Here is a 21,844-nt window from a genome sequence, read left to right on the forward strand (position 1 = left end):
ATGAGAACGGACCACACCCGTCGCAGCGACAACGCTCCGGCCGCCCCGATCGTCAACCGTCACTCCCTGGACGCGCATCTGTGCGCGCACGAACTGTTCGAACGGCGCGCCGCGCTGGCGCCGTCGAGCGCGGCGATCCGCCAGGACGGATGCGAACTCAGCTACGGCGAACTCAACGCGCGCGCCAATCGCCTGGCGCGGCATCTGCGCGCGCTCGGCGTCGGCGCCGACGACCGCGTCGCGCTGCGCATGCCGCGCGGCGCCGAGCTGATCGTGGCGATGCTGGCGGCCGCGAAAGCCGGCGCGGCGTATCTGCCGCTGGATCCGGCCTATCCGCCGGAACGGCAGAGCTACATGCTCGCCGACAGCGGCGCCAAGCTGCTGCTGACGCTGGGCGAGGACGACGACGCGGGCGCGTCGCCGCCGCGGATCGCGCTCGACGCCGCGCAGCGTCCGTGGGAGCGCCTCGACGGCAGCGACCTGTCCCGCGCCGAAACCGGTCTGGCCGCCGAGCATCTGGCCTATGTGATCTACACCTCCGGCTCGACCGGCCAGCCCAAGGGCGTGATGGTCGAGCACCGCAACCTGCGCAACCTGATCGACTGGCATTGCGATGCGTTCCCGCTCGAAGCCGGCGAGCGCAGCGCGTGCGCGGCGGGTCTGGCGTTCGACGCCTGCACCTGGGAAATCTGGCCGCCGCTGTGCATGGGCGCGACCTTGGTGCTGGCGCCGGCGTCGGCATCCGCCGACCCGATGCAGTTGCTGCAATGGTGGGAATCGCAAGAGCTGCACAGCGGCTTCCTGGTCACCGCGCTGGCCGAGATCGCGCTCAAGCGCGGCGCCGCGAGCGGGCCGCTGCGCCGGCTGCTGACCGGCGGCGACCGTCTGAGCCGGCTGCCCGATGCGCATCTGCCGTTCGAACTGATCAACAACTACGGCCCGACCGAAACCACGGTGGTCGCGACCTCCGGCGCGTTGCGCGCCGACGACGCGGCCCTGCACATCGGCCGGCCCATCGCCAACACCTCGGTGTATCTGCTCGACGAGGACGGCAAGCCGGTGGCGCAGGGTGCGCCCGGCGAAATCCATATCGGCGGCGCCAGCGTCGCGCGCGGTTACCTCAACCGTCCCGAGCTGACCGCCGAGCGCTTCCTCGCCGATCCGTTCGCCGGCAACGAAGGCGCGCGCATGTACCGCACCGGCGATCTCGCGCGCTGGCTGCCCGACGGCAATCTCGAATTCCTCGGCCGCAACGACCACCAGCTCAAGATCCGCGGCTTCCGCATCGAACCCGGCGAGATCGAGGCGCTGCTGCGCGCGCTGCCGGGCGTCGACGAAGCGGTGGTGCACGCGCGCGAAGTGGGTCCCGGCGACAAGCGCCTGGTCGCTTACCTGACCGGCGCCGGCATCGCGCCGGCCGCGGAGCTGCGCGGCGCGCTGGCCGCGCAATTGCCCGAATACATGGTGCCGGCGGCGTTCGTGATCCTGGAGCGTTTGCCGCTGACGCCGAACGGCAAGCTCGACCGTCAGGCGCTGCCGGCGCCGGCGCAGGACGCGTACGTCCAGCGCGCCTACGCGCCGCCGCAAGGCGAGACCGAAACCGCGCTGGCGCAGATCTGGGCCGAGTTGCTGCAAGTCGAGCGGGTCGGCCGCGACGACCACTTCTTCGAGTCCGGCGGCCACTCGCTGCTGGCCGTGCAGTTGATGGAGCGCATGCGCGACCGCGGCCTCTACGCCGACGTGCGCAGCCTGTTCGCCGAGCCGACCCTGGCCGCGCTGGCGCGCGCGGTCGAGCGGGCGCGCCAGCGCGACTGGCGCGAAGTCGAAGTGCCGGCGAACCGGATTCCGGCCGGCTGCACCGAACTGACCCCGGACATGCTGCCGCTGGTCGCGCTGGACGAGGCGCAACTGGCGCGCATCGTCGAAACCGTCGACGGCGGCGCCGCCAACGTCCAAGACATTTATCCGCTGGCGCCGTTGCAGGAAGGCATCCTGTTCCATCACCTGCTGAACGAGCAGGGCGATCCCTACCTGCTGTCGACCACGCTCGCGTTCGACTCGCGCGAACGCCTGGACGGGTTCGTGCGCGCGATGCAGACCGCGATCGACCGCCACGACATCCTGCGCACCGCGGTGCTGTGGGAAGGCTTGAGCGAGCCGGTGCAGGTGGTGTGGCGCAAGGCGACGTTCGCGGTCGACACGCTGGCCTTCGACGGCGCCGATGTCGAAGCGCAGCTGCACGCGCACACCGACCCGGCGCGGTACCGCCTGGACGTGCGCAGCGCCCCGCAGATGCGCGGTTTCGCCGCGTTCGACGCCGCCGGCGAGCGCTGGCTGTTGGTGCTGCTGCAGCACCACCTGATCATGGACCACGTCACCAGCGACCTGCTGATGCAGGAGCTGGCCTGGATCCAGGGCGGCCGCGAAAGCGAGCTGCCCGAACCGGTGCCGTTCCGCGACTTCGTCGCCCAGGCGCGCCTCGGCGTCGGCGTGCAGGAGCACGAAGACTACTTCCGCCGCATGCTCGGCGAGGTCGAAGAACCGACTGCGCCGTTCGGCCTCAAGGACGTGCAGGGCGGCGGCCAGGACATCCGCGAAACCCAGCGTTCGCTCGGCCCGGTTCTGTCGCAGCGCATCCGCGCGCAGGCCAAGGCGCTCGGCGTCAGCGCCGCGAGCCTGTTCCACTGGGCCTGGGGCCAGGTGCTGGCCAAGACCACCGGCCAGGACGAAGCGGTGTTCGGCACGGTGCTGTTCGGCCGCATGCACGGCGGTTCGCGCGCGGACCGCGCGATGGGCTTGTTCATCAATACCTTGCCGGTGCGCGTGCGCCTCGGCGAGATCGGCGTGCGCGACGGCGTGCTGGCGACCCACGCCAGCCTGTCGCAGTTGGTCTGGCACGAGCACGCGCCGCTGGCGCTGGCGCAGCGCTGCAGCGCGCTGCCGGCGTCGACGCCGCTGTTCTCGGCGCTGCTGAACTATCACTACAGCGCCGGCGCGCTCGGCATCGATGTGGCGCTGGGCTGGGGCGAGGGCGTGGAACTGCTCGCGTTCAAGGAGCGGACCAACTACGCCTTCAATCTGTCGGTCGACGATCCGGGGCACGGCGCGGAGTTCGGCCTCGGCCTGCAAATCGTCGCCGGCGTCGACGCCGAGCGCATCTGCGATTACCTGCAACGCGTGCTGGAACAGGCGGTCGATGCGCTGGAACAGGCGCCGGACACCGAGGCCTGGAAGATCGACCCGGTCCAGCCCGCCGAGCGCGAGCGCTTGCTGCGCGAGCGCAACGCGACCGCGCGCGAGTACCCGCGCCACGACGGCGCGCACCGCGCGTTCGAACGTTGGGCCGCGCGAACGCCGGACGCGGTGGCGCTGGAGCAGGACGGCCGGGCGCTGAGCTACGCCGGGCTGGATGCGCGCGCGCAGCGGCTGGCGCGGCGTTTGCGCGCGCTGGGCGTCAGCACGAACGATCGGGTCGCGCTGGTGCTGCCGCGCAGCGCCGAGCTGGTGACGGGCATGCTCGCCGCGCTCAAGGCCGGCGGCGCCTACGTGCCGATGGATCCGGCCTATCCGCCGGACCGGCTGAGCTATCTGCTCGCCGACAGCGCGCCCAAGGCGGTGCTGACCCTGAGCGGATTGCGCGCGCAGCTCGCGCTGGATGCAGCGGTGCCGGTGCTGGAACTCGACCGCGACGACACCGGTGACGAAGCCAGCGACGCCGTCGGTGTCGACGGCGCCGACCTGGCCTACGTGATCTACACCTCGGGCTCCACCGGCCAGCCCAAGGGCGTGATGGTCGAACACGACCAACTCGCCAATCTGGTCGGCTGGCATTGCGAGACCTTCCCGCTGCAACCCGGCGAGCGCACCGCCAGCATGGCCGGCGTGGCGTTCGACGCCTGCACCTGGGAAGTGTGGCCGGCGCTGAGCATGGGCGCGACCCTGGCGCTGCCGCCGCAGGCCGCGGCCGGCGACCCGATGCAACTGCTGCAGTGGTGGGAATCGCAGCAGGTGCACAGCGGCTTCCTGGTCACCGCGCTGGCCGAAATCGCGCTGAGCCGGCTGCAACCCGGCCAGGCGCTGCGCAGCCTGCTGACCGGCGGCGACCGCCTGAGCCGCCTGCCCGAAGCCGATCTGCCGTTCGCGCTGATCAACAACTACGGCCCGACCGAAACCACGGTGGTGGCGACCTCCGGCCGCCTGCGCAGCGACGATGCGACGATCCACATCGGCCGCCCGATCGCCAACACCGCGATCTATCTGCTCGACGCGCACGGGCTGCCGGTGCCCGACGGCGTCGCCGGCGAAATCTGGATCGGCGGCGCCAGCGTCGCGCGCGGCTACCTCAACCGCCCCGAGCTGACCGCCGAACGCTTCCTCGCCGATCCGTTCGCCGGCCGCGCCGGCGCGCGCATGTACCGCAGCGGCGACCTCGGCCGCTGGCTGCCCGACGGCAACCTCGAATTCCTCGGCCGCAACGACCATCAGATCAAGCTGCGCGGCTTCCGCATCGAACTCGGCGAGATCGAAGCGCAGCTGGCGCGCCTGCCCGGGGTCGGCGAAGTCGCTGCGCACGTGCGCGAGGACGCCGCCGGCGACAAGCGCCTGGTCGCTTATCTGGTCGGCGAGTCGCTGCCCGCGGCCGCGCAACTGCGCGACGCGCTGGCGCGCGAGCTGCCCGACTACATGGTGCCGACCGCGTTCGTGACCCTGGAACGCCTGCCGCTGACCGCCAACGGCAAGCTCGACCGCCGCGCCTTGCCGGCGCCGCAGGACGAGAACTACGCGCACCGCGCTTATGAAGCGCCGCAAGGCGAAATCGAAAGCGAGCTGGCGCGGATCTGGGCCGAACTGCTGCGGGTCGAACGGGTCGGGCGTCGCGACGACTTCTTCGACCTCGGCGGCCATTCGCTGCTGGCGATGCGGCTGCTGTCGCGGATCGGCCAGCGCCTGAACCTCGAAGCCTCGCTGCCGCAGTTGTTCGCGACGCCGGTGCTGGCCGACTTCGCCGCGACGCTGGCCTCGTCGCAGGCCGGCGCGTTGCCGGCGCTGAGCGCGGGCCCGCGGCCGGACGCGCTGCCGCTGTCGTTCGCCCAGCAGCGGCTGTGGTTCGTCGCCCAGATGGGCGAGGAGGCCAACGCCGCGCACAACATCCCGCTCGGCCTGCGCCTGCGCGGCGGATTGAACGAAGCCGCGCTCGACGCGGCGCTGAGCCGGATCGTGCAGCGCCACGAAGCGCTGCGCACGCGCTACGAGCGCGTCGACGGCCAGCCGGTGCAGCGCATCGAAGCGGCCGGCGGGTTCGCGCTGAGCCGGCACGACCTGTCCGGCGCCGCCGATCCGCAGGCCGAACTGCAACGCCACGCGCTGGAAGAAGCGCGCGCGCCGTTCGACCTGGAACGCGCCGCGCCGGTGCGCGGCCGGCTGCTGCGGCTCGGCGCGCACGACCACGCCTTGCTGCTGACCCAGCACCACATCGCCTCCGACGGCTGGTCGATGGGCGTGCTGATCGACGAGCTCGGCGCGCTGTACCGCGCCTACGCCGACGGCGTCGCCGCGCACGAAGACCCGCTGCCGCCGCTGCCGGTGCAGTACGCCGACTACGCGCTGTGGCAGCGCGGCTGGCTCGACGGCGATCTGTTGCAGCACCAGCAGGATTACTGGCGCGAGCACTTGCGCGCCGCGCCGGACCTGCTGGAACTGCCGACCGACCGGCCGCGCCCGGCGGTGCAGGAACACGCCGGCGACCGCCGCCGCTTCAGCCTCGACCCGGCGCTGACCCGCGAGCTGCACGCCTTCAGCCATCGCCACGGCACGACCTTGTACATGACCCTGCTCGCGGCCTGGGCGGCGCTGCTGGGGCGTTTGTCGGGGCAGCAGGACCTGGTCGTCGGCACGCCGATGGTCAACCGCAACCGCACCGAGCTGGAACCGCTGATCGGCCTGTTCCTCAACACCCTGGCGCTGCGCTTCGATCTGTCCGGCGACCCCAGCGTGGCCGCGTTCCTGGCCCAGGTGCGCGACACCGCGCTGGCCGCGCAGGCGAACAAGGACCTGCCGTTCGAGCAGGTCGTGGAAACGCTCAAGCCGGTGCGCAGCCTGGCCTACACGGCGCTGTACCAGGTCGTGTTCGTGATGCAGAACCAGACCGATCCCGCGCCGCAGCTGCCGGGTTTGCAGGTCGAAGCGATGGACGCGCCGCAGACGCGCGCGCAGACCGACCTGTGGTGGTCGATCAGCGAAGAAGGCGAGCGCCTGCACGGCGAGGTGGTGTTCGCGACCGCCTTGTTCGACGCCGACACCATCGAACGCTGGATCGGCCACTGGCAGGTGCTGCTGCGTTCGATGATCGCCGACGACGCGCAGGCGCTGAGCCGCCTGCCGTTGCTGACGCCGGCGCAGCGCGAGCGCGAGCTGCGCGAGTGGAACCGCAGCGAACGTCCGTTGCCGCCGCAGCGCCACGTGCACGCCTGGATCGAAGCGCAGGCCGCGCAGGCCGGCGACGTGGTCGCGTTGGTGCACGAAGACGAACGCCTGAGCTACGCCGAACTCAACGCCCGCGCGAACCGTCTGGCGCATCACCTGATCGCGCTCGGCGTGCGTCCGGATCATCGCGTCGCCCTGGCGCTGGAACGCGGCGCCGGCTTCGTCGTCGCGATGCTGGCCACGCTCAAGGCCGGCGCGGCGTACGTGCCGCTGGATCCGCAGTATCCGTCCGAACGCCTGGCCTTCATGCTCGACGACAGCCGGCCGAAGGTGGTGCTGACCCAGAGCGCGGTGCAGGAACGCCTGCCGGCCAGCCGCGCGCTGATGACCGCGAGCGTGGTCGAACTCGACGACCCGGCCGCGCCGTGGGCGGCGCTGTCCGACGCTAATCCGGATGCGCAGGCGCTCGGCCTGACTCCGGACCACCTGGCCTATGTGATCTACACCTCCGGCTCGACCGGCAAGCCCAAGGGCGTGATGGTGCCGCACCGCGGCCTGTGCAATCTGGTCGCCGCGCAGACCGACGCGCTCGCGGTCGAACCCGGCAGCCGCGTGTTGCAGTGCGCGTCCTTCAGCTTCGACGCCAGCGTGTTCGAAATGGTCATGGCGCTCTGCCACGCCTCGACCTTGGTCGTGCCCGCGGCCGGCGCGCTGCTGGCCGGCACGACCCTGGCCGAAGCGGTGCAGCGCCACGCCATCACCCACCTCACCCTGACGCCGGCGGTGCTGACGAGCGTCGACGACGTGGCCAGCTTCGCCAGCGTGCGCACCCTGGTCGTCGCCGGCGACGCCTGCGCGCAGGCGCTGGTGCAGCGCTGGGCGCGCGGGCGCCGCTTCGTCAACGCCTACGGCCCGACCGAATCGACGATCTGGGCGACGTGGCAGCTGTGCGACGCCGACGCCGCCAGCGCGCCGGCGATCGGCCGGCCGATCGCCAACACCGCGATCTATCTGCTCGACGCGCACGGCGAGCCGGTGCCGCAGGGCGTCGCCGGCGAAATCCACATCGGCGGCGCCGGCGTGGCGCGCGGCTATCTCAACCGCGCCGAGCTGACCCGCGAACGCTTCCTCGACGACCCGTTCGCGGGCGGCGAGGGCGCGCGCATGTACCGCACCGGCGATCTGGCCCGGCGCCGCGCCGACGGTAGCCTGGAATTCCAGGGCCGCAACGATGCGCAGGTCAAGCTGCGCGGGTTCCGCATCGAACTGGGCGAAATCGAAAGCCAGCTGACCCGCCAGCCGGGCGTGCAGGAAGCGCTGGTGACGCTGCGCGAGGACGCGGCCGGCGAACGCCGTCTGGTCGCGTATCTGGTCGGTCCGCAGATTCCCGAAGCGCAGCACTTGCGCGCGGCGCTGGCCAAGGCGCTGCCGGAATTCATGCTGCCGGCGGCGTTCGTGACCCTGGCGGCGTGGCCGCTGACCCCGAACGGCAAGCTCGACCGCCGCGCCTTGCCGTCGCCGGACGGCGACGCCTTCGTGCAGCGCGAATACCAGCCGCCGCAAGGCCCGGTGGAGCAGGCGCTGGCCGAGATCTGGGCCGAACTGCTGCGCATCGAGCGGGTCGGCCGGCGCGATCATTTCTTCGAAATCGGCGGCCATTCGCTGCTGGCGATGCAGGTCACCTCGCGCGTGCGCCAGCGCCTGGGCCAGGAACTCGAACTGGCCAGCGTGTTCGCCTGCCCGGTGCTGTGCGACCTGGCCGAACGCGTGGCCCAGGCCGAAGCCAGCACCTTGCCGCCGATCCGCACCGGCCAGCGTCCGGCCGCGCTGCCGCTGTCGTTCGCCCAGCAGCGCCTGTGGTTCCTCGCGCAGATGGGCGAGGAGGCCAACGCGGCCTATCACGTGCCCGGCGGCCTGCGCCTGCGCGGCGCGCTCGACGAGACCGCGTTGCAGGCCGCGCTCGACCGCATCGCCCAGCGCCACGAAGTGCTGCGCACCTGCTTCGGCCTGGAACAAGGGCAACCGGTGCAGTTGATCCAGCCCGAAGGCCGCTTCGCGCTGCACAAGCACGACCTCAGCGGCGCCGCCGATATCGACGCCGAAGTCGAACGCTGGACCCTGGCCGAAGCCGACGAAACCTTCGACCTCGGCACCGGCCCGCTGATCCGCGGCCGGCTGCTGCGGCTGGCCGCGCAGGACCACATCCTGCTGCTGACCGTGCATCACGTCGTCTCCGACGGCTGGTCGATGAGCGTGCTGATGCGCGAGCTCGGCGAGCTGTACCGCGCCTACGCGGTCGACGGCCTGTCGCCGGACCAGGATCCGCTGCCGCCGCTGCCGGTGCAGTACGCCGACTACGCGCTGTGGCAGCGCCAGTGGCTCGACGGCGCGGTGTTGCAGCGCCAACTGGATTTCTGGCGCGGGCATCTGCTCGGCGCGCCGGCGGTGCTGGAACTGCCCGGCGACCGCGCGCGCCCGCCGGTGCAGGACCTCACCGGCGGCACCCTGACCTTCGACATCGACGCCGAACTCAGCCGCGGCCTGCGCGCGCTGAGCCAGCGCCACGGCACCACCTTGTACATGACCCTGCTGGCCGGCTGGGCCGCGCTGCTGAGCCGGCTGTCGGGCCAGGACGATCTGGTCGTCGGCACCGCCGGCGTCAACCGCAGCCACGCCGAGGTCGAGCCGCTGATCGGCTTCTTCGTCAACACCCTGGCGCTGCGCATCGACCTGTCCGGCGAGCCCGACACCGCCGAACTGCTGGCGCGCGTGCGCGCCACCGCGCTGGCCGCGCAGCAGCACAACGACGTGCCGTTCCAACAGGTGGTCGAAGCGGTCAAGCCGCCGCGCAGCCGCGCGCACACGCCGCTGTACCAGGTCGCCTTCGTCATGCAGAACACGCCGGACGACACTTTGCGCCTGCCGCAGATGGAGATCGAACCGATCCTGCCGGAAACCACCTCGGCGCAGATCGACCTGTGGTGGTCGGCGACCGAAGTCGGCGAGCGCATCGAATGCTCGGTGGTGTTCGCCAAGGCCTTGTTCGACGCCGAAACGATCCAGCGCTGGAGCCGCCACTGGCAGACCCTGCTGGCGGCGATGGTCGCCAACGAGACGCGGCCGGTGCAGCGCCTGCCGCTGCTGTCCTCGCCGGAGCGGCGCCAGGTGCTGGAGACCTGGAACGCGACCCGGCGCCCGTATCCGCGCGAACTCAGCGTGGTGCGGCGGGTGCAGCAGCAGGCGCGCAGCGCCGGCGCAGTTGCGGCGGTGAGCCACGAAGGCGAAAACCTGAGCTACGCCGAACTCAACGCCCGCGCCAACCGGTTGGCGCATCAGCTGATCGCGCTCGGCGTGCGTCCGGACCAGCGCGTGGCGCTGCTGCTGGAACGCGGCCCGCACCTGGTCGTGGCGATGCTGGCCGCGCTCAAGGCCGGCGGCGCCTACGTGCCGCTGGATCCGAACTATCCGTCCGAACGCCTGGCGTTCATGCTCGACGACAGCAAGCCCAAGGTCGTGCTGACCCAGGCTTCGCTCGAAGACTCGCTGCCGTCGAGCCGCGCGCTGATGACCGCGGGCGTGGTCGTGGTCGACGCGCCCGACGCCGCCTGGCAACGCCTGTCCGACAGCGATCCGGACCCGGCCGCGCTGGGCCTGGACGAGCATCATCTGGCCTACGTCATCTACACCTCCGGCTCGACCGGCCAGCCCAAGGGCGTCATGGTCGAGCGCGCCAATCTGGCCAATCTGGTCGGCTGGCATTGCGAAACCTTCCCGCTGCAAGCCGGCGAACGCACCGCCAGCATGGCCGGCGTCGCGTTCGACGCCTGCACCTGGGAAATCTGGCCGGCGCTGAGCATGGGCGCGACCCTGGCGCTGCCGCCGCGCGCGGCCGCCGGCGACCCGGCGCAGTTGCTGCAGTGGTGGCAGGCGCAGGAGCTGCACAGCGGTTTCCTGGTCACCGCGCTGGCCGAAATCGCGTTGGCCAACGCCAGCCTCGGCCGCGCCGGGCAGGGCACGGCGCTGCGCAGCCTGCTGACCGGCGGCGACCGCCTCAACCGCCTGCCGGACGAGGATCTGCCGTTCGACGTGGTCAACAACTACGGCCCGACCGAAACCACGGTGGTCGCGACTTCCGGCACGCTGCGCCGCGGCGACGGCGCGATCCACATCGGCCGCCCGATCGCCAACACCGCGATCTATCTGCTCGACGCGCACGGCGAACCGGTGCCGCAGGGCGTCGCCGGCGAGATCCACATCGGCGGCGCCAGCGTCGCGCGCGGCTATCTCAACCGCGCCGAGCTGACCCGCGAACGCTTCCTCGACGATCCGTTCGCCGGCCGCGAGGGCGCGCGCATGTACCGCAGCGGCGACCTCGGCCGCTGGCGCGGCGACGGCACCATCGAGTTCCTCGGCCGCAACGACCATCAGGTCAAGCTGCGCGGCTTCCGCATCGAACTCGGCGAGATCGAAGCGCGCCTGGCCAAACAGTCCGGCGTCGCCGAGGCGCTGGTGCACGCACGCGAGGACAGCCCGGGCGACGTGCGCCTGGTCGCCTACCTCGTCGGCGCGCACGCGCCGGCGGCGGAACTGCGCGAGGCGCTGGCGCGGGAACTGCCGGAGTACATGCTGCCGGCCGCGTTCGTGACCCTGGACCGGCTGCCGCTGACGCCGAACGGCAAGCTCGACCGCCGCGCCTTGCCGGCGCCCGAGGGCGACGCCTATGCGCAACAGACCTACGAAGAACCGCAGGGCGAGATCGAGAACGTGCTGGCCGCGGTGTGGATGGAACTGCTCAAGCTGCCGCGGATCGGCCGCCACGACCACTTCTTCGAAATCGGCGGCCATTCGCTGATGGCGACGCAGCTGGTCTCGCGCATCCGCCGCGAGTGGGAGCTGGACATTCCGCTGGCCGAGGTGTTCTCGAATCCGACCCTGGCCGCGCTGTCGGGCGTGATCGTCGACTACGAACTGTCGGCGTTCGATCCGCAGGACATCGCTTCCCTTCTTTCCGAGCAAGATCTGGTCAAAGGCTCCGCCTGATGAATACGTCTTCGATGGATGGTTTGAGCCGCAGCGAACGCGAGGCCCTGCTGGCCCGCGCCAAGGCGGCGAAGTTGGCCAAGAGCCAGAGCGCCCGCAGCGACGCCGAGCGCATCGCGCGCCGCGCCGGCGCGGCCGCGCACTGGCCGGCCTCGTTCGCCCAGCAGCGGCTGTGGCTGATCGCCAACATGGGCGAGCAGGCCAGCGCGGCCTATCACGTGCCGCTGCGCTTCGCCCTGTACGGCGCGCTGAGCGAGACCGCGCTGCGCGCGGCGCTGGACCGGATCGTGCAGCGCCACGAAGCGCTGCGCACCGGCTTCGACTGGGTCGACGGGCAGCCGGTGCAGCGCATCGGCGAGCGCGCGTCGTTCGATCTGCAAGTTCATGACCTGAGCCAGTCCGGCGATACCGACGCCGAAGTCGAACGCTGGAGCCGCATCGAAGAAGACGCGCCGTTCGACCTCGGCGCCGGCCCGCTCGCGCGCGGGCGCCTGTTGCGCCTGGACGAAGACCGCCACGTGCTGCTGTTGACCCTGCACCACATCGTCTCCGACGGCTGGTCGATGGGCGTGCTGGTGCGCGAGTTGACCGAGCTGTACCGCGCCTACGCCGTCGACGGCGTGCCGACCGATACCGATCCCTTGCCCGAACTGCCGGTGCAGTACGCCGATTACGCGCTGTGGCAGCGCGAATGGCTCAGCGGCGAAGTCCAGCTCAAACAGCAGGCCTATTGGCGCGAGCAACTCGACGGCGCGCCGGCGCTGATCGAACTGCCGAGCGACCGCCCGCGTCCGGCGGTGCAGGACTACGCCGGCGCCAGCGTCGAGCTGGAACTCGACGAAGAACTCAGCGAAGCGCTGCGCGCCTTGGCGCGCAAGCACGGCACCACCTTGTACATGACCCTGCTCGCGGCCTGGGCGGCGCTGGCCGCGCGCCTGTCGAACCAGGACGAGGTGGTGATCGGCACGCCGGTCGCCAACCGCACCCGGGTCGAGGTCGAGCCGCTGATCGGCTTCTTCGTCAACACCCTGGCGCTGCGCCTGGACCTCAGCGGCGCGCCGGACACCGGCGAGCTGCTCAAGCGCGTGCGCGAACAGGTGCTGCAGGCGCAGGCGCACCAGGACGTGCCGTTCGAGCAAGTGGTCGAAGCGGTCAAGCCGGCGCGTTCGCTCGCGCATACGCCGCTGTTCCAGCTCATGTTCACCTGGCACAACGCCGACGAAGCGCAGGCGCTGGAAACCGGCGGGCTGCGTTTCGAAGCGATGCCCGAAGGCGAGCGCCGCAGCGCCCAGTTCGACCTGTCGCTGGGCCTGCAGGACAGCGGCGGCCGCATCAACGGCAGCCTCGGCTTCGCCACCGCGCTGTTCGACCGCGCGACGATGGTGCGGCATCTGGATTACCTCAAGACCTTGCTGCGCGGCATGGCCGCCGACGAACATCAGTCGGTCGCGCGCATCGCCTTGCTCGATGCGCCGCAGCGTCGCAGCGCGCTGCAACGCGGCGTGCCGGAACGGCGTGCGTATCGTCAAGGCCTGTGCATGCAGCAGCTGTTCGAGGAACAGGCGCAGCGCACGCCCGATGCGGTCGCGCTGGAGCAGGACGGACAGCGGCTGAGCTACGCCGAACTGAACGCGCGCGCCAATCGGCTCGCCGCGCACCTGCGCGAACTCGGCGTCGGCCCGGACCGGCGCGTGGCGCTGCTGCTGGAACGCAGCCCCGAACTCGTGGTGGCGATGCTGGCCACGCTGAAGGCCGGCGGCGCGTACGTGCCGATGGATCCGGCGTATCCGGCGCAACGCCTGGACTATCTGCTCGCCGACAGCGCGCCGAAGGCGCTGCTGACCCACGGCGACCTGCACGCCGGGTTGACGCTCGCCGAGACCACCGCGGTGGTGCGGCTCGAAGACGCAGCGGCCTGGGCGCAGGCGTCCGGCGAGGACGTCTATCCCGGTGCGCTCGGCCTCAGCGCGGTCAATCTGGCCTATGTCATCTACACCTCCGGTTCGACCGGCGAGCCCAAGGGCGTGATGGTCGAACACGCCAACTTGGCCAATCTGGTCGGCTGGCATTGCGAGCGCTTCCCGCTGCAACCGGGCGAACGCACCGCGGCGCTGGCCGGCGTCGCGTTCGACGCCAGCACCTGGGAAATCTGGCCGGCGCTGAGCATGGGCGCGACCCTGGCGCTGCCGCCGAAGGCCGCCAGCGGCGATCCGATGCAGTTGCTGCATTGGTGGCAGGCGCAGGCGCTGCACAACGGCTTCCTGGTCACCGCGCTGGCCGAGATCGTGCTGGGGCAGGGCGTACCCGCGAACGGCGGAACGCTGCGCAGCCTGCTGACCGGCGGCGACCGTCTGAGCCGATTGCCGGCAGCCGAGCTGCCGTTCGAAGTGGTCAACAACTACGGCCCGACCGAAACCACGGTGGTCGCGACCTCCGGTCGCGTGCGCGCCGACGACGCCCGCCTGCACATCGGCCGGCCGATCGCCAACGCCGCGATCTACCTGCTCGACGCGTTCGGCGAACCGGTGCCCGAAGGCGTCGCCGGCGAGATCTACATCGGCGGCGCGGGCGTCGCCAGCGGCTATCTCAACCGCCCCGAACTGACCCGCGAGCGCTTCCTCGACGACCCCTTCGCCGGCCGCGTCGGCGCGCGCATGTACCGCAGCGGCGACCTCGGCCGCTGGCTGCCCGACGGCAACCTCGAATTCCTCGGCCGCAACGACCAGCAGCTCAAGATCCGCGGTTTCCGCATCGAACTCGGCGAGATCGACGCGCGCCTGGCGCGCCTGCCGGGCGTGGTCGAAGCGGCCACCGTCGCGCGCGAGGACGCCGCCGGCGACAAGCGCCTGGTCGCGTATCTGGTCGGCAGCGAGCTGGCCGCGGCCGCGCAACTGCGCGACGCGCTGGCGCGCGAACTGCCCGAATACATGCTGCCGTCGGCGTTCGTGACGCTGGACCGGCTGCCGCTGACCGCCAACGGCAAGCTCGACCGCCGCGCCTTGCCGGCGCCGCAGGACGAGAATTTCGCCCATCGCGTCTATGAGGCGCCGCAAGGCGAGACCGAAACCGCGCTGGCGCAGATCTGGGCCGAACTGCTGCAGGTCGAGCGGGTCGGACGCCGCGATCATTTCTTCGACCTCGGCGGCCATTCGCTGCTGGCGCTGCAGGCCACCGCGCGCCTGCAACAGCGCCTGGGCCTCAACGTGGCCTTGTCGCTGCTGTTCGCCCATCCGGTGCTGGAAGACTTCGCCCGCGCCGCTTCGGCGCAGCGCGGCGAAACCCTGCCGGCGATCGTCGCGGCGCCGCGTCCGCAGGCCGTGCCGATGTCGTTCGCGCAGCAGCGGCTGTGGTTCCTGGCGCAGATGGACGAAGCCGCCAGCGCCGCCTACCACATGGCCGGCGGGCTGCGCCTGCGCGGGCCGCTGGACGTCGCGGCGCTGCAGGCCGCGCTCGACCGCATCGTCCGGCGCCACGAGGCGCTGCGCACCGTGTTCGTCTCGCGCGAGGGCCAGCCGGTGCAGCTGATCGGCGAGGCCGCCGGCTTCGCCTTGCTGCATCAGGACTTGAGCGGCGCCGAAGACCGCGACGCCGAACTGGCGCGCTGGGCGCGGATCGAGAAGCAGGCGCCGTTCGACCTCGCCGCGGGCCCGCTCGCGCGCGGCCGCCTGCTGCGCTTCGGCGACGACGACCACGCCCTGCTGCTGACCCTGCACCATATCGTCTCCGACGGCTGGTCGGTCGGCGTGCTGGTGCGCGAACTCAGCGAGCTGTACCGCGCCTACGCCGGCGACGGCGTGTCGGCGCAGCTCGACCCCTTGCCGGCGCTGCCGGTGCAATACGCCGATTACGCGCTGTGGCAACGCGACTGGCTCGGCGACGAGGCCCAGCGCGGCCAACTGGCGTATTGGCGCGACACGCTCGACGGTGCGCCGGCGCTGGTGGAACTGCCGACCGACCGTCCGCGCCCGCCGGTGCAGGACTACGCCGGCGCCGCGTTCGATCTGGAACTCGATCAAGAGATCAGCGACGCGCTGCGGGCGCTGTCGCGCAAGCACGGCACCACCTTGTACATGACCCTGCTCGCGGCCTGGAGCGCGCTGACCGCGCGCCTGGCCGGGCAGGACGAAGTGGTGATCGGCACGCCGGTCGCCAACCGCGCCCGGCTCGAGCTGGAACCGCTGATCGGTTTCTTCGTCAACACCCTCGCGCTGCGATTGGACCTCAGCGGCGACCCCGGCGTCGGCGAGCTGCTGGCGCGGGTGCGCGAGCGGGTGCTGCAAGCGCAGGCGCACCAGGACGTGCCGTTCGAGCAAGTGGTCGAGGCGGTCAAGCCGGAACGCTCGCTCGCCCACAGCCCGCTGTTCCAGCTGATGTTCAGCTGGCAGAACACGCCGCAGACGCCGTTGCAGCTCGGCGCGTTGCGATTGAGCGAACTCGGCCCCGGCGATCACCGCAGCGCGCAGTTCGATCTGTCGCTGGCGATGCAGGAAGTCGACGGCCGCATCGTCGGCCAGCTCGAATACGCGACCGCGCTGTTCGACCGCGCCACCATCGCCCGCCATGTCGACTACTTCAAGGCGCTGCTGCGCGGCATGATCGGCGACGACGGCCGCGCGGTCGCGCGCATCGCCATCCTCGGCCGCGACGAGCGCCGGCGCGTGCTGCAAGACCGCAACGCGACCGCGCGCGCGGTGCCGCAGGTCGGCGGGATCCATCGTCTGTTCGAACAGCAGGCCGCGCGTACGCCGGCCGCGGTGGCGGTGGAACAGGCCGGGCAGGGGCTCAGCTATGCCGAACTCAATGCGCGCGCCAACCGTCTGGCGCGGCATCTGCGCGCGCTCGGCGTCGGCCGCGACGACACCGTGGCGGTCGCGCTGCCGCGCAGCGCCGAACTGCTGGTCGCGCTGCTGGCGACGCTGAAGGCCGGCGGCGCCTATGTGCCGCTGGACCCGGCGTATCCGCCCGAGCGCCTGAGCTATCTGCTCGGCGACAGCGCGCCGAAGGCGCTGCTGACCCGGCGCGAACTGCGCGCCGGCCTGCCCGACAGCGCGGCGGCCGTCGTCGAAATCGACGCCGACGCCGCAGCGTGGGCGTCGCTGTCGGACGACGACCTCGAAGCGAGCGCGTCGGAAGCCGATGCGCTGGCCTACGTGATCTACACCTCCGGCTCGACCGGCCAGCCCAAGGGCGTGATGGTCGAGCACGCCAGCCTCATCAACCAGATCGCGGCGCTGCAGGCGCATTACGCGCTGACCGCGGCCGACCGCGTGCTCCAGTTCGTCGCGCCGACCTTCGACGTGTCGCTCGAGGAAATCTTCACCGCCTTGCTCAGCGGCGCCACCCTGGTGTTGCGCACCGACGAGTGGATCGCCACGCCCGCGCGTTGGTGCGAGCTGTGCGAGCAGCACGCGCTGACCGTCGCCAACCTGCCGACCCTGTTCTGGCAGCAGCTCGCGCAGAGCGCGGACGCCGCGATTCCGGCCGGCCTGCGCCAGATCGTCATCGGCGGCGACGCGGTCAGCCCGGCCGCGCTGGCGGCGTGGTGGGCGCGCGGCGGCCACCGCCCGGCGCTGTCCAACGCCTACGGCCCGACCGAAACCACCATCAACGCCAGCGTCGCCGACTGTGCGCCGCAGGCCTGGCCGCACAGCGTCGGCCGGCCCTTGGCCAATACCTCGATCTATCTGCTCGACGCGCACGGCGAGCCGGTACCGGAAGGCTCGCCCGGCGAGATCTGCATCGGCGGCGCCGGTGTGGCGCGCGGTTACCTCAATCGCCCTGAGCTGACCGCCGAGCGTTTCCTCGCCGATCCGTTCGCCGGCCGCGACGGCGCGCGCATGTACCGCAGCGGCGACCTCGGTCGCTGGCTGCCCGACGGCACGGTCGAATTCCTCGGCCGCAACGACCATCAGCTCAAGATCCGCGGTTTCCGCATCGAGCCGGGCGAAATCGAAGCGCTGCTGCGCGGCTTGCCGGGCATCGCCGAAGCGGTGGTGCACGCCCGCGAGGATCGTCTCGGCGACAAGCGCCTGGTCGCTTACCTGACCGGCGCCGACATCGCGCCGATCGCGCAGCTGCGCGCCGCCGTGGCCGAACGGCTGCCCGAGTACATGGTGCCGGCGGCGTTCGTCGCCCTCGACCGCCTGCCGCTGACGCCGAGCGGCAAGCTCGACCGCCGCGCCTTGCCGGCGCCGGACCAGGACGCCTACGCGCAACGCGGCTTCGAAGAACCGCAAGGGGAGATCGAAACCGCGCTGGCGCAGATCTGGGAGGAGCTGCTGCAGGTCGAACGCATCGGCCGCCACGACCATTTCTTCGAATCCGGCGGCCACTCGCTGCTGGCCGTGCAACTGATGGAGCGCCTGCGCGGTCGCGGCCTGTACGCCGACATCCGCACCTTGTTCGCCCAACCGACCCTGGCCGCGCTGGCGCGGGCGGTGGAGAGCGCGCGTCAGCGCGAATGGCGCGAAGTCGAGGTGCCGCCGAACCGGATTCCGGCCGGCTGCACGCAGCTGACGCCCGACATGTTGCCGCTGGTGACGCTGGACGAGGCGCAACTGGCGCGCATCGTCGAAACCGTCGACGGCGGCGCCGCCAACGTCCAGGACATCTACCCGCTGGCGCCGCTGCAGGAAGGCATCCTGTTCCACCATCTGCTGCAAGCGCAGGGCGATCCCTACCTGTTGTCGACCACCTTGGCGTTCGACTCGCGCGAGCGTCTGGACGGATTCGTGCGCGCGATGCAGATCGCCATCGACCGCCACGACGTGCTGCGCACCGCGGTGCTGTGGGAAGGCCTCAGCGAACCGGTGCAGGTGGTCTGGCGCCAGGCCACGCTCGAAGTCGAAACCCTGGTGTTCGACGGCCCCGCGGTCGAACAGCAGCTGCGCGACTACAGCGACCCGGCGCACTACCGGCTGGACGTGCGCTCGGCGCCGCTGATGCGCGGCTTCGCCGCGTTCGACGCCGCCGGCCAGCGTTGGCTGCTGGCGCTGCTGCAGCATCACCTGATCATGGACCACATCACCAGCGACCTGCTGATGCAGGAGCTGGCGCTGATCCAGAGCGGCCGCGCGAGCGAGCTGGCCGAGCCGGTGCCGTTCCGCGACTTCGTCGCCCAGGCGCGCCTCGGCGTCAGCGTGCAGGAGCACGAGGAGTACTTCCGCCGCATGCTCGGCGACGTCGAAGAACCGACCGCGCCGTTCGGCCTCAAGGACGTGCAGAACGCCGGCCACGACGTACGCGAGACCCAGCGCCTGCTCGATGCCGCGCTGTCGCAGCGCATCCGCGCGCAGGCCAAGGCGCTCGGCGTCAGCGCCGCGAGCCTGTTCCACTGGGCCTGGGGCCAGGTGCTGGCCAAGACCACCGGCCAGGACGAAGCGGTGTTCGGCACGGTGCTGTTCGGTCGCATGCACGGCGGTTCGCGCGCCGACCGCGCGATGGGCTTGTTCATCAACACCTTGCCGGTGCGCGTGCGTCTCGGCAAGGCGAGCGTGCGCGACGGCGTGCTGGCGACCCACGCCAGCCTGTCGCAGCTGGTCTGGCACGAACACGCGCCGCTGGCGCTGGCGCAGCGCTGCAGCGCGCTGCCGGCGTCGACGCCGCTGTTCTCGGCGCTGCTCAACTATCGCCACAGCTCGCTGGAAACTACCGACGGCGAACTGCCCGGCGACGATGCCGCCGCGCTCGGCGACGGCATCCAGGTGCTGGCCGCGCAGGAACGCCACAACTATCCGCTGAGCCTGTCGGTCGACGACCTCGGCGGCGACTTTCACCTCGGTCTGCAGAGCGTGGCCGAGGTCGACGGCGGCCGCGTCTGCGATTACCTGCAACGCGTGCTGGAACAGGCGGTGCAGGCGCTGGAACAGGCGCCGCACACGCCGGCCTGGCGCATCGACGCGCTGGCCCCGGCCGAACGCCAGCGGCTGCTGCGCACCTGGGGCGCCGCCGGCGCCGAGTACGCGCAGAAGGCCTGTATCCACGAACTGTTCGAACGCCAGGCCGCGCGCACGCCCGATGCGGTGGCGATCGTGCACGGCAGCCGCCGGATCGGTTACGACGAACTCAACCGTTCGGCCAACCGCCTGGCGCATCATCTCGCCGCCGCCGGGGTCAATCCGGGCGACGCGGTCGCGGTGTTGCTGGAGCGTTCGATCGATCTGGTCGCGGCGCAGATCGCGATCCTCAAATGCGGCGCGTTCTTCGTCCCGATCGACCAGAACGCGCCGGCCGAGCGTCAGGCTTTCCTGCTCGCCGACAGCGCGGCGGCGATCGTGCTGAGCCGCCAAGGCCTGGCCGCGCCGGCCTTGCAGCATGCGCGCCGCATCGACCTGGACGCGCTCGACCTGCGTTCGCAGCCCGAGCACGACCCGGAGCGCCGCGTGGACAGCGAGGCCGTCGCCTACGTCATGTACACCTCCGGCTCGACCGGACAGCCCAAGGGCGTGATGGTGCCGCACCGCGCCATCGGCCGGGTGGTGCGCGACAACGGCTACGCGCCGTTCGACGCCAGCGACCGGATCGCGTTCGCCTCCAATCCGGCGTTCGACGCGACCACGATGGAAGTGTGGGGCGCGCTGCTCAACGGCGGCGTGCTGGTGGTCATCGACGCCGACGTGCTGATCTCGCCGCAGCGGCTGGCGCAGGCGCTGGACGAGCAGCAGGTGACGGCGATGTTCGTCACCACCGCGCTGTTCAATCAATACGCGCTGGCGATTCCCGAAGCGCTGGCGGGCCTGCGCTACCTGCTGTGCGGCGGCGAACGCGCCGACCCGGCGCGCTTCGCCGCGGTGCTGGCCCAGGGCGGGCCGCGCCATCTGATCCATTGCTACGGCCCGACCGAGACCACCACTTACGCGACCACCTGCGAAATCGTGCGCATCGCCGCGGATGCGGCGTCGGTGCCGATCGGCCGGCCGATCGCCGGCACCTCGGTGTATCTGCTCGATGCGCACGGCCAGCCGGTTCCGGCCGGCGTGCCGGGCGAGATCCATATCGGCGGCGCCGGCGTGGCGCGCGGTTATCTCAACCGTCCCGAGCTGAGCCGCGAGCGTTTCGTCGACGACCCGTTCGCGGGCCGCGACGGCGCGCGCATGTACCGCACCGGCGACCTCGGCCGCTGGCGCGCGGACGGCACGGTCGAATTCATCGGCCGCAACGACCAGCAGGTCAAGATCCGCGGTTTCCGCATCGAGCCGGGCGAGATCGAGGCGCAACTGAGCCGCGTGCCCGGCGTCGACGAGGCGGTGGTGCACGTGCGCGAGGACAGCCCGGGCGACAAGCGCCTGGTCGCCTACGTGGTCGGCGCGCAGTTGCCCGACAGCGCCGCGCTGCGTGCTGCCCTGGCGCTGGAACTGCCCGAATACATGGTGCCGGCCGCTTACGTCGCGCTGGAACGGCTGCCGCTGACCCGCAACGGCAAGCTCGACCGCCGCGCGCTGCCGGCGCCGGAAGGCGAGGCGTACGCGCAGCGCGCTTACGAGGCGCCGCAAGGCGAGACCGAAACCGCGCTGGCGCGGATCTGGTCGGAACTGCTGCAAGTCGAGCGGGTCGGGCGCCAGGACCATTTCTTCGAACTCGGCGGCCATTCGCTGCTGGCGGTGCAGATGAGCTCGCGGGTGCGCGAGCGGCTTGGCATCGAGATCGCGCTGTCGGACCTGTTCGCCCAGCCGGTGCTGAGCGACTTCGCCGCGCTGGCCGCGCGTCCGGGCGGCGCCGCCGCGCCGGCGCCGTTGCGCGCCGGCGAGCGTCCGCAGGCCCTGCCGCTGTCGTTCGCGCAGCAGCGCATGTGGATGATCGCGCAGATGGGCGCGCAGGCCAGCGTGGCCTACCACATCCCCGGCGGCCTGCGGCTGCTCGGGCCGCTCGACGTGGCCGCGTTGCAGGCCGCGCTGGACCGGATCGTGCAGCGGCATGAGGCGCTGCGCACCCACTTCGCCGTGATCGACGGCCAGCCGCTGCAGCGCATCGGCGCGGCCGCCGGCTTCGCCCTGTTGCGTCAGGACATTTCCAGCGCGGCCGACAGCGCCGCGGAAATCGAGTACTGGAGCGAGATCGAAGCCGAACAGCCGTTCGACCTGACCGCCGGTCCGCTGGTGCGCGGCCGTTTGCTGCGCGTGAGCGACGAGGAACACGCGCTGCTGCTGACCATGCACCACATCGTCTCCGACGGTTGGTCGATGGGCGTGCTGATCCACGAACTCGGCGAGCTGTACCGCGCCTACGCCGCCGAAGGCGTGGCTTATGCGCACGACCCGCTGCCGCCGCTGCCGCTGCAGTACGCCGACTACGCGCTGGCCCAGCGCGGCTGGATGGACGCCGACAACGAGCGCCGCCAGCTGGATTACTGGCGCTCGCAGCTGGCCGGCGCGCCGGCGACCTC

2 protein-coding genes (1 of these 2 running past the window's edge) are annotated in these 21,844 nt (G+C 71.5%); both read left to right on the top strand.

Annotated elements, in window-relative coordinates:
* A complete protein-coding gene (locus JHW38_RS03610) occupies positions 1–11,463 on the top strand; it encodes a non-ribosomal peptide synthetase (protein WP_207524661.1) in 11,463 nt (3,820 codons plus the stop codon).
* Positions 11,463–21,844, top strand: partial view of a non-ribosomal peptide synthetase gene (locus tag JHW38_RS03615; RefSeq protein WP_207524662.1) — the 5' end (the start) only. 15,226 nt of this gene lie beyond the right edge of the window; 10,382 of the gene's 25,608 nt are visible here — the first part of the coding sequence; it begins with the start codon at positions 11,463–11,465; the stop codon falls past the right edge of the window. Before JHW38_RS03610 ends, JHW38_RS03615 begins: the two co-directional genes overlap by 1 nt.

Source organism: Lysobacter enzymogenes, assembly GCF_017355525.1.
Taxonomy (GTDB): Bacteria; Pseudomonadota; Gammaproteobacteria; order Xanthomonadales; family Xanthomonadaceae; genus Lysobacter; species Lysobacter enzymogenes_C.

Bases quoted from the DNA above. Each gene is read 5' to 3' on its own strand.
- JHW38_RS03610 (WP_207524661.1), top strand. From the start codon at position 1: ATGAGAACGGACCACACCCGTCGCAGCGACAACGCTCCGGCCGCCCCG.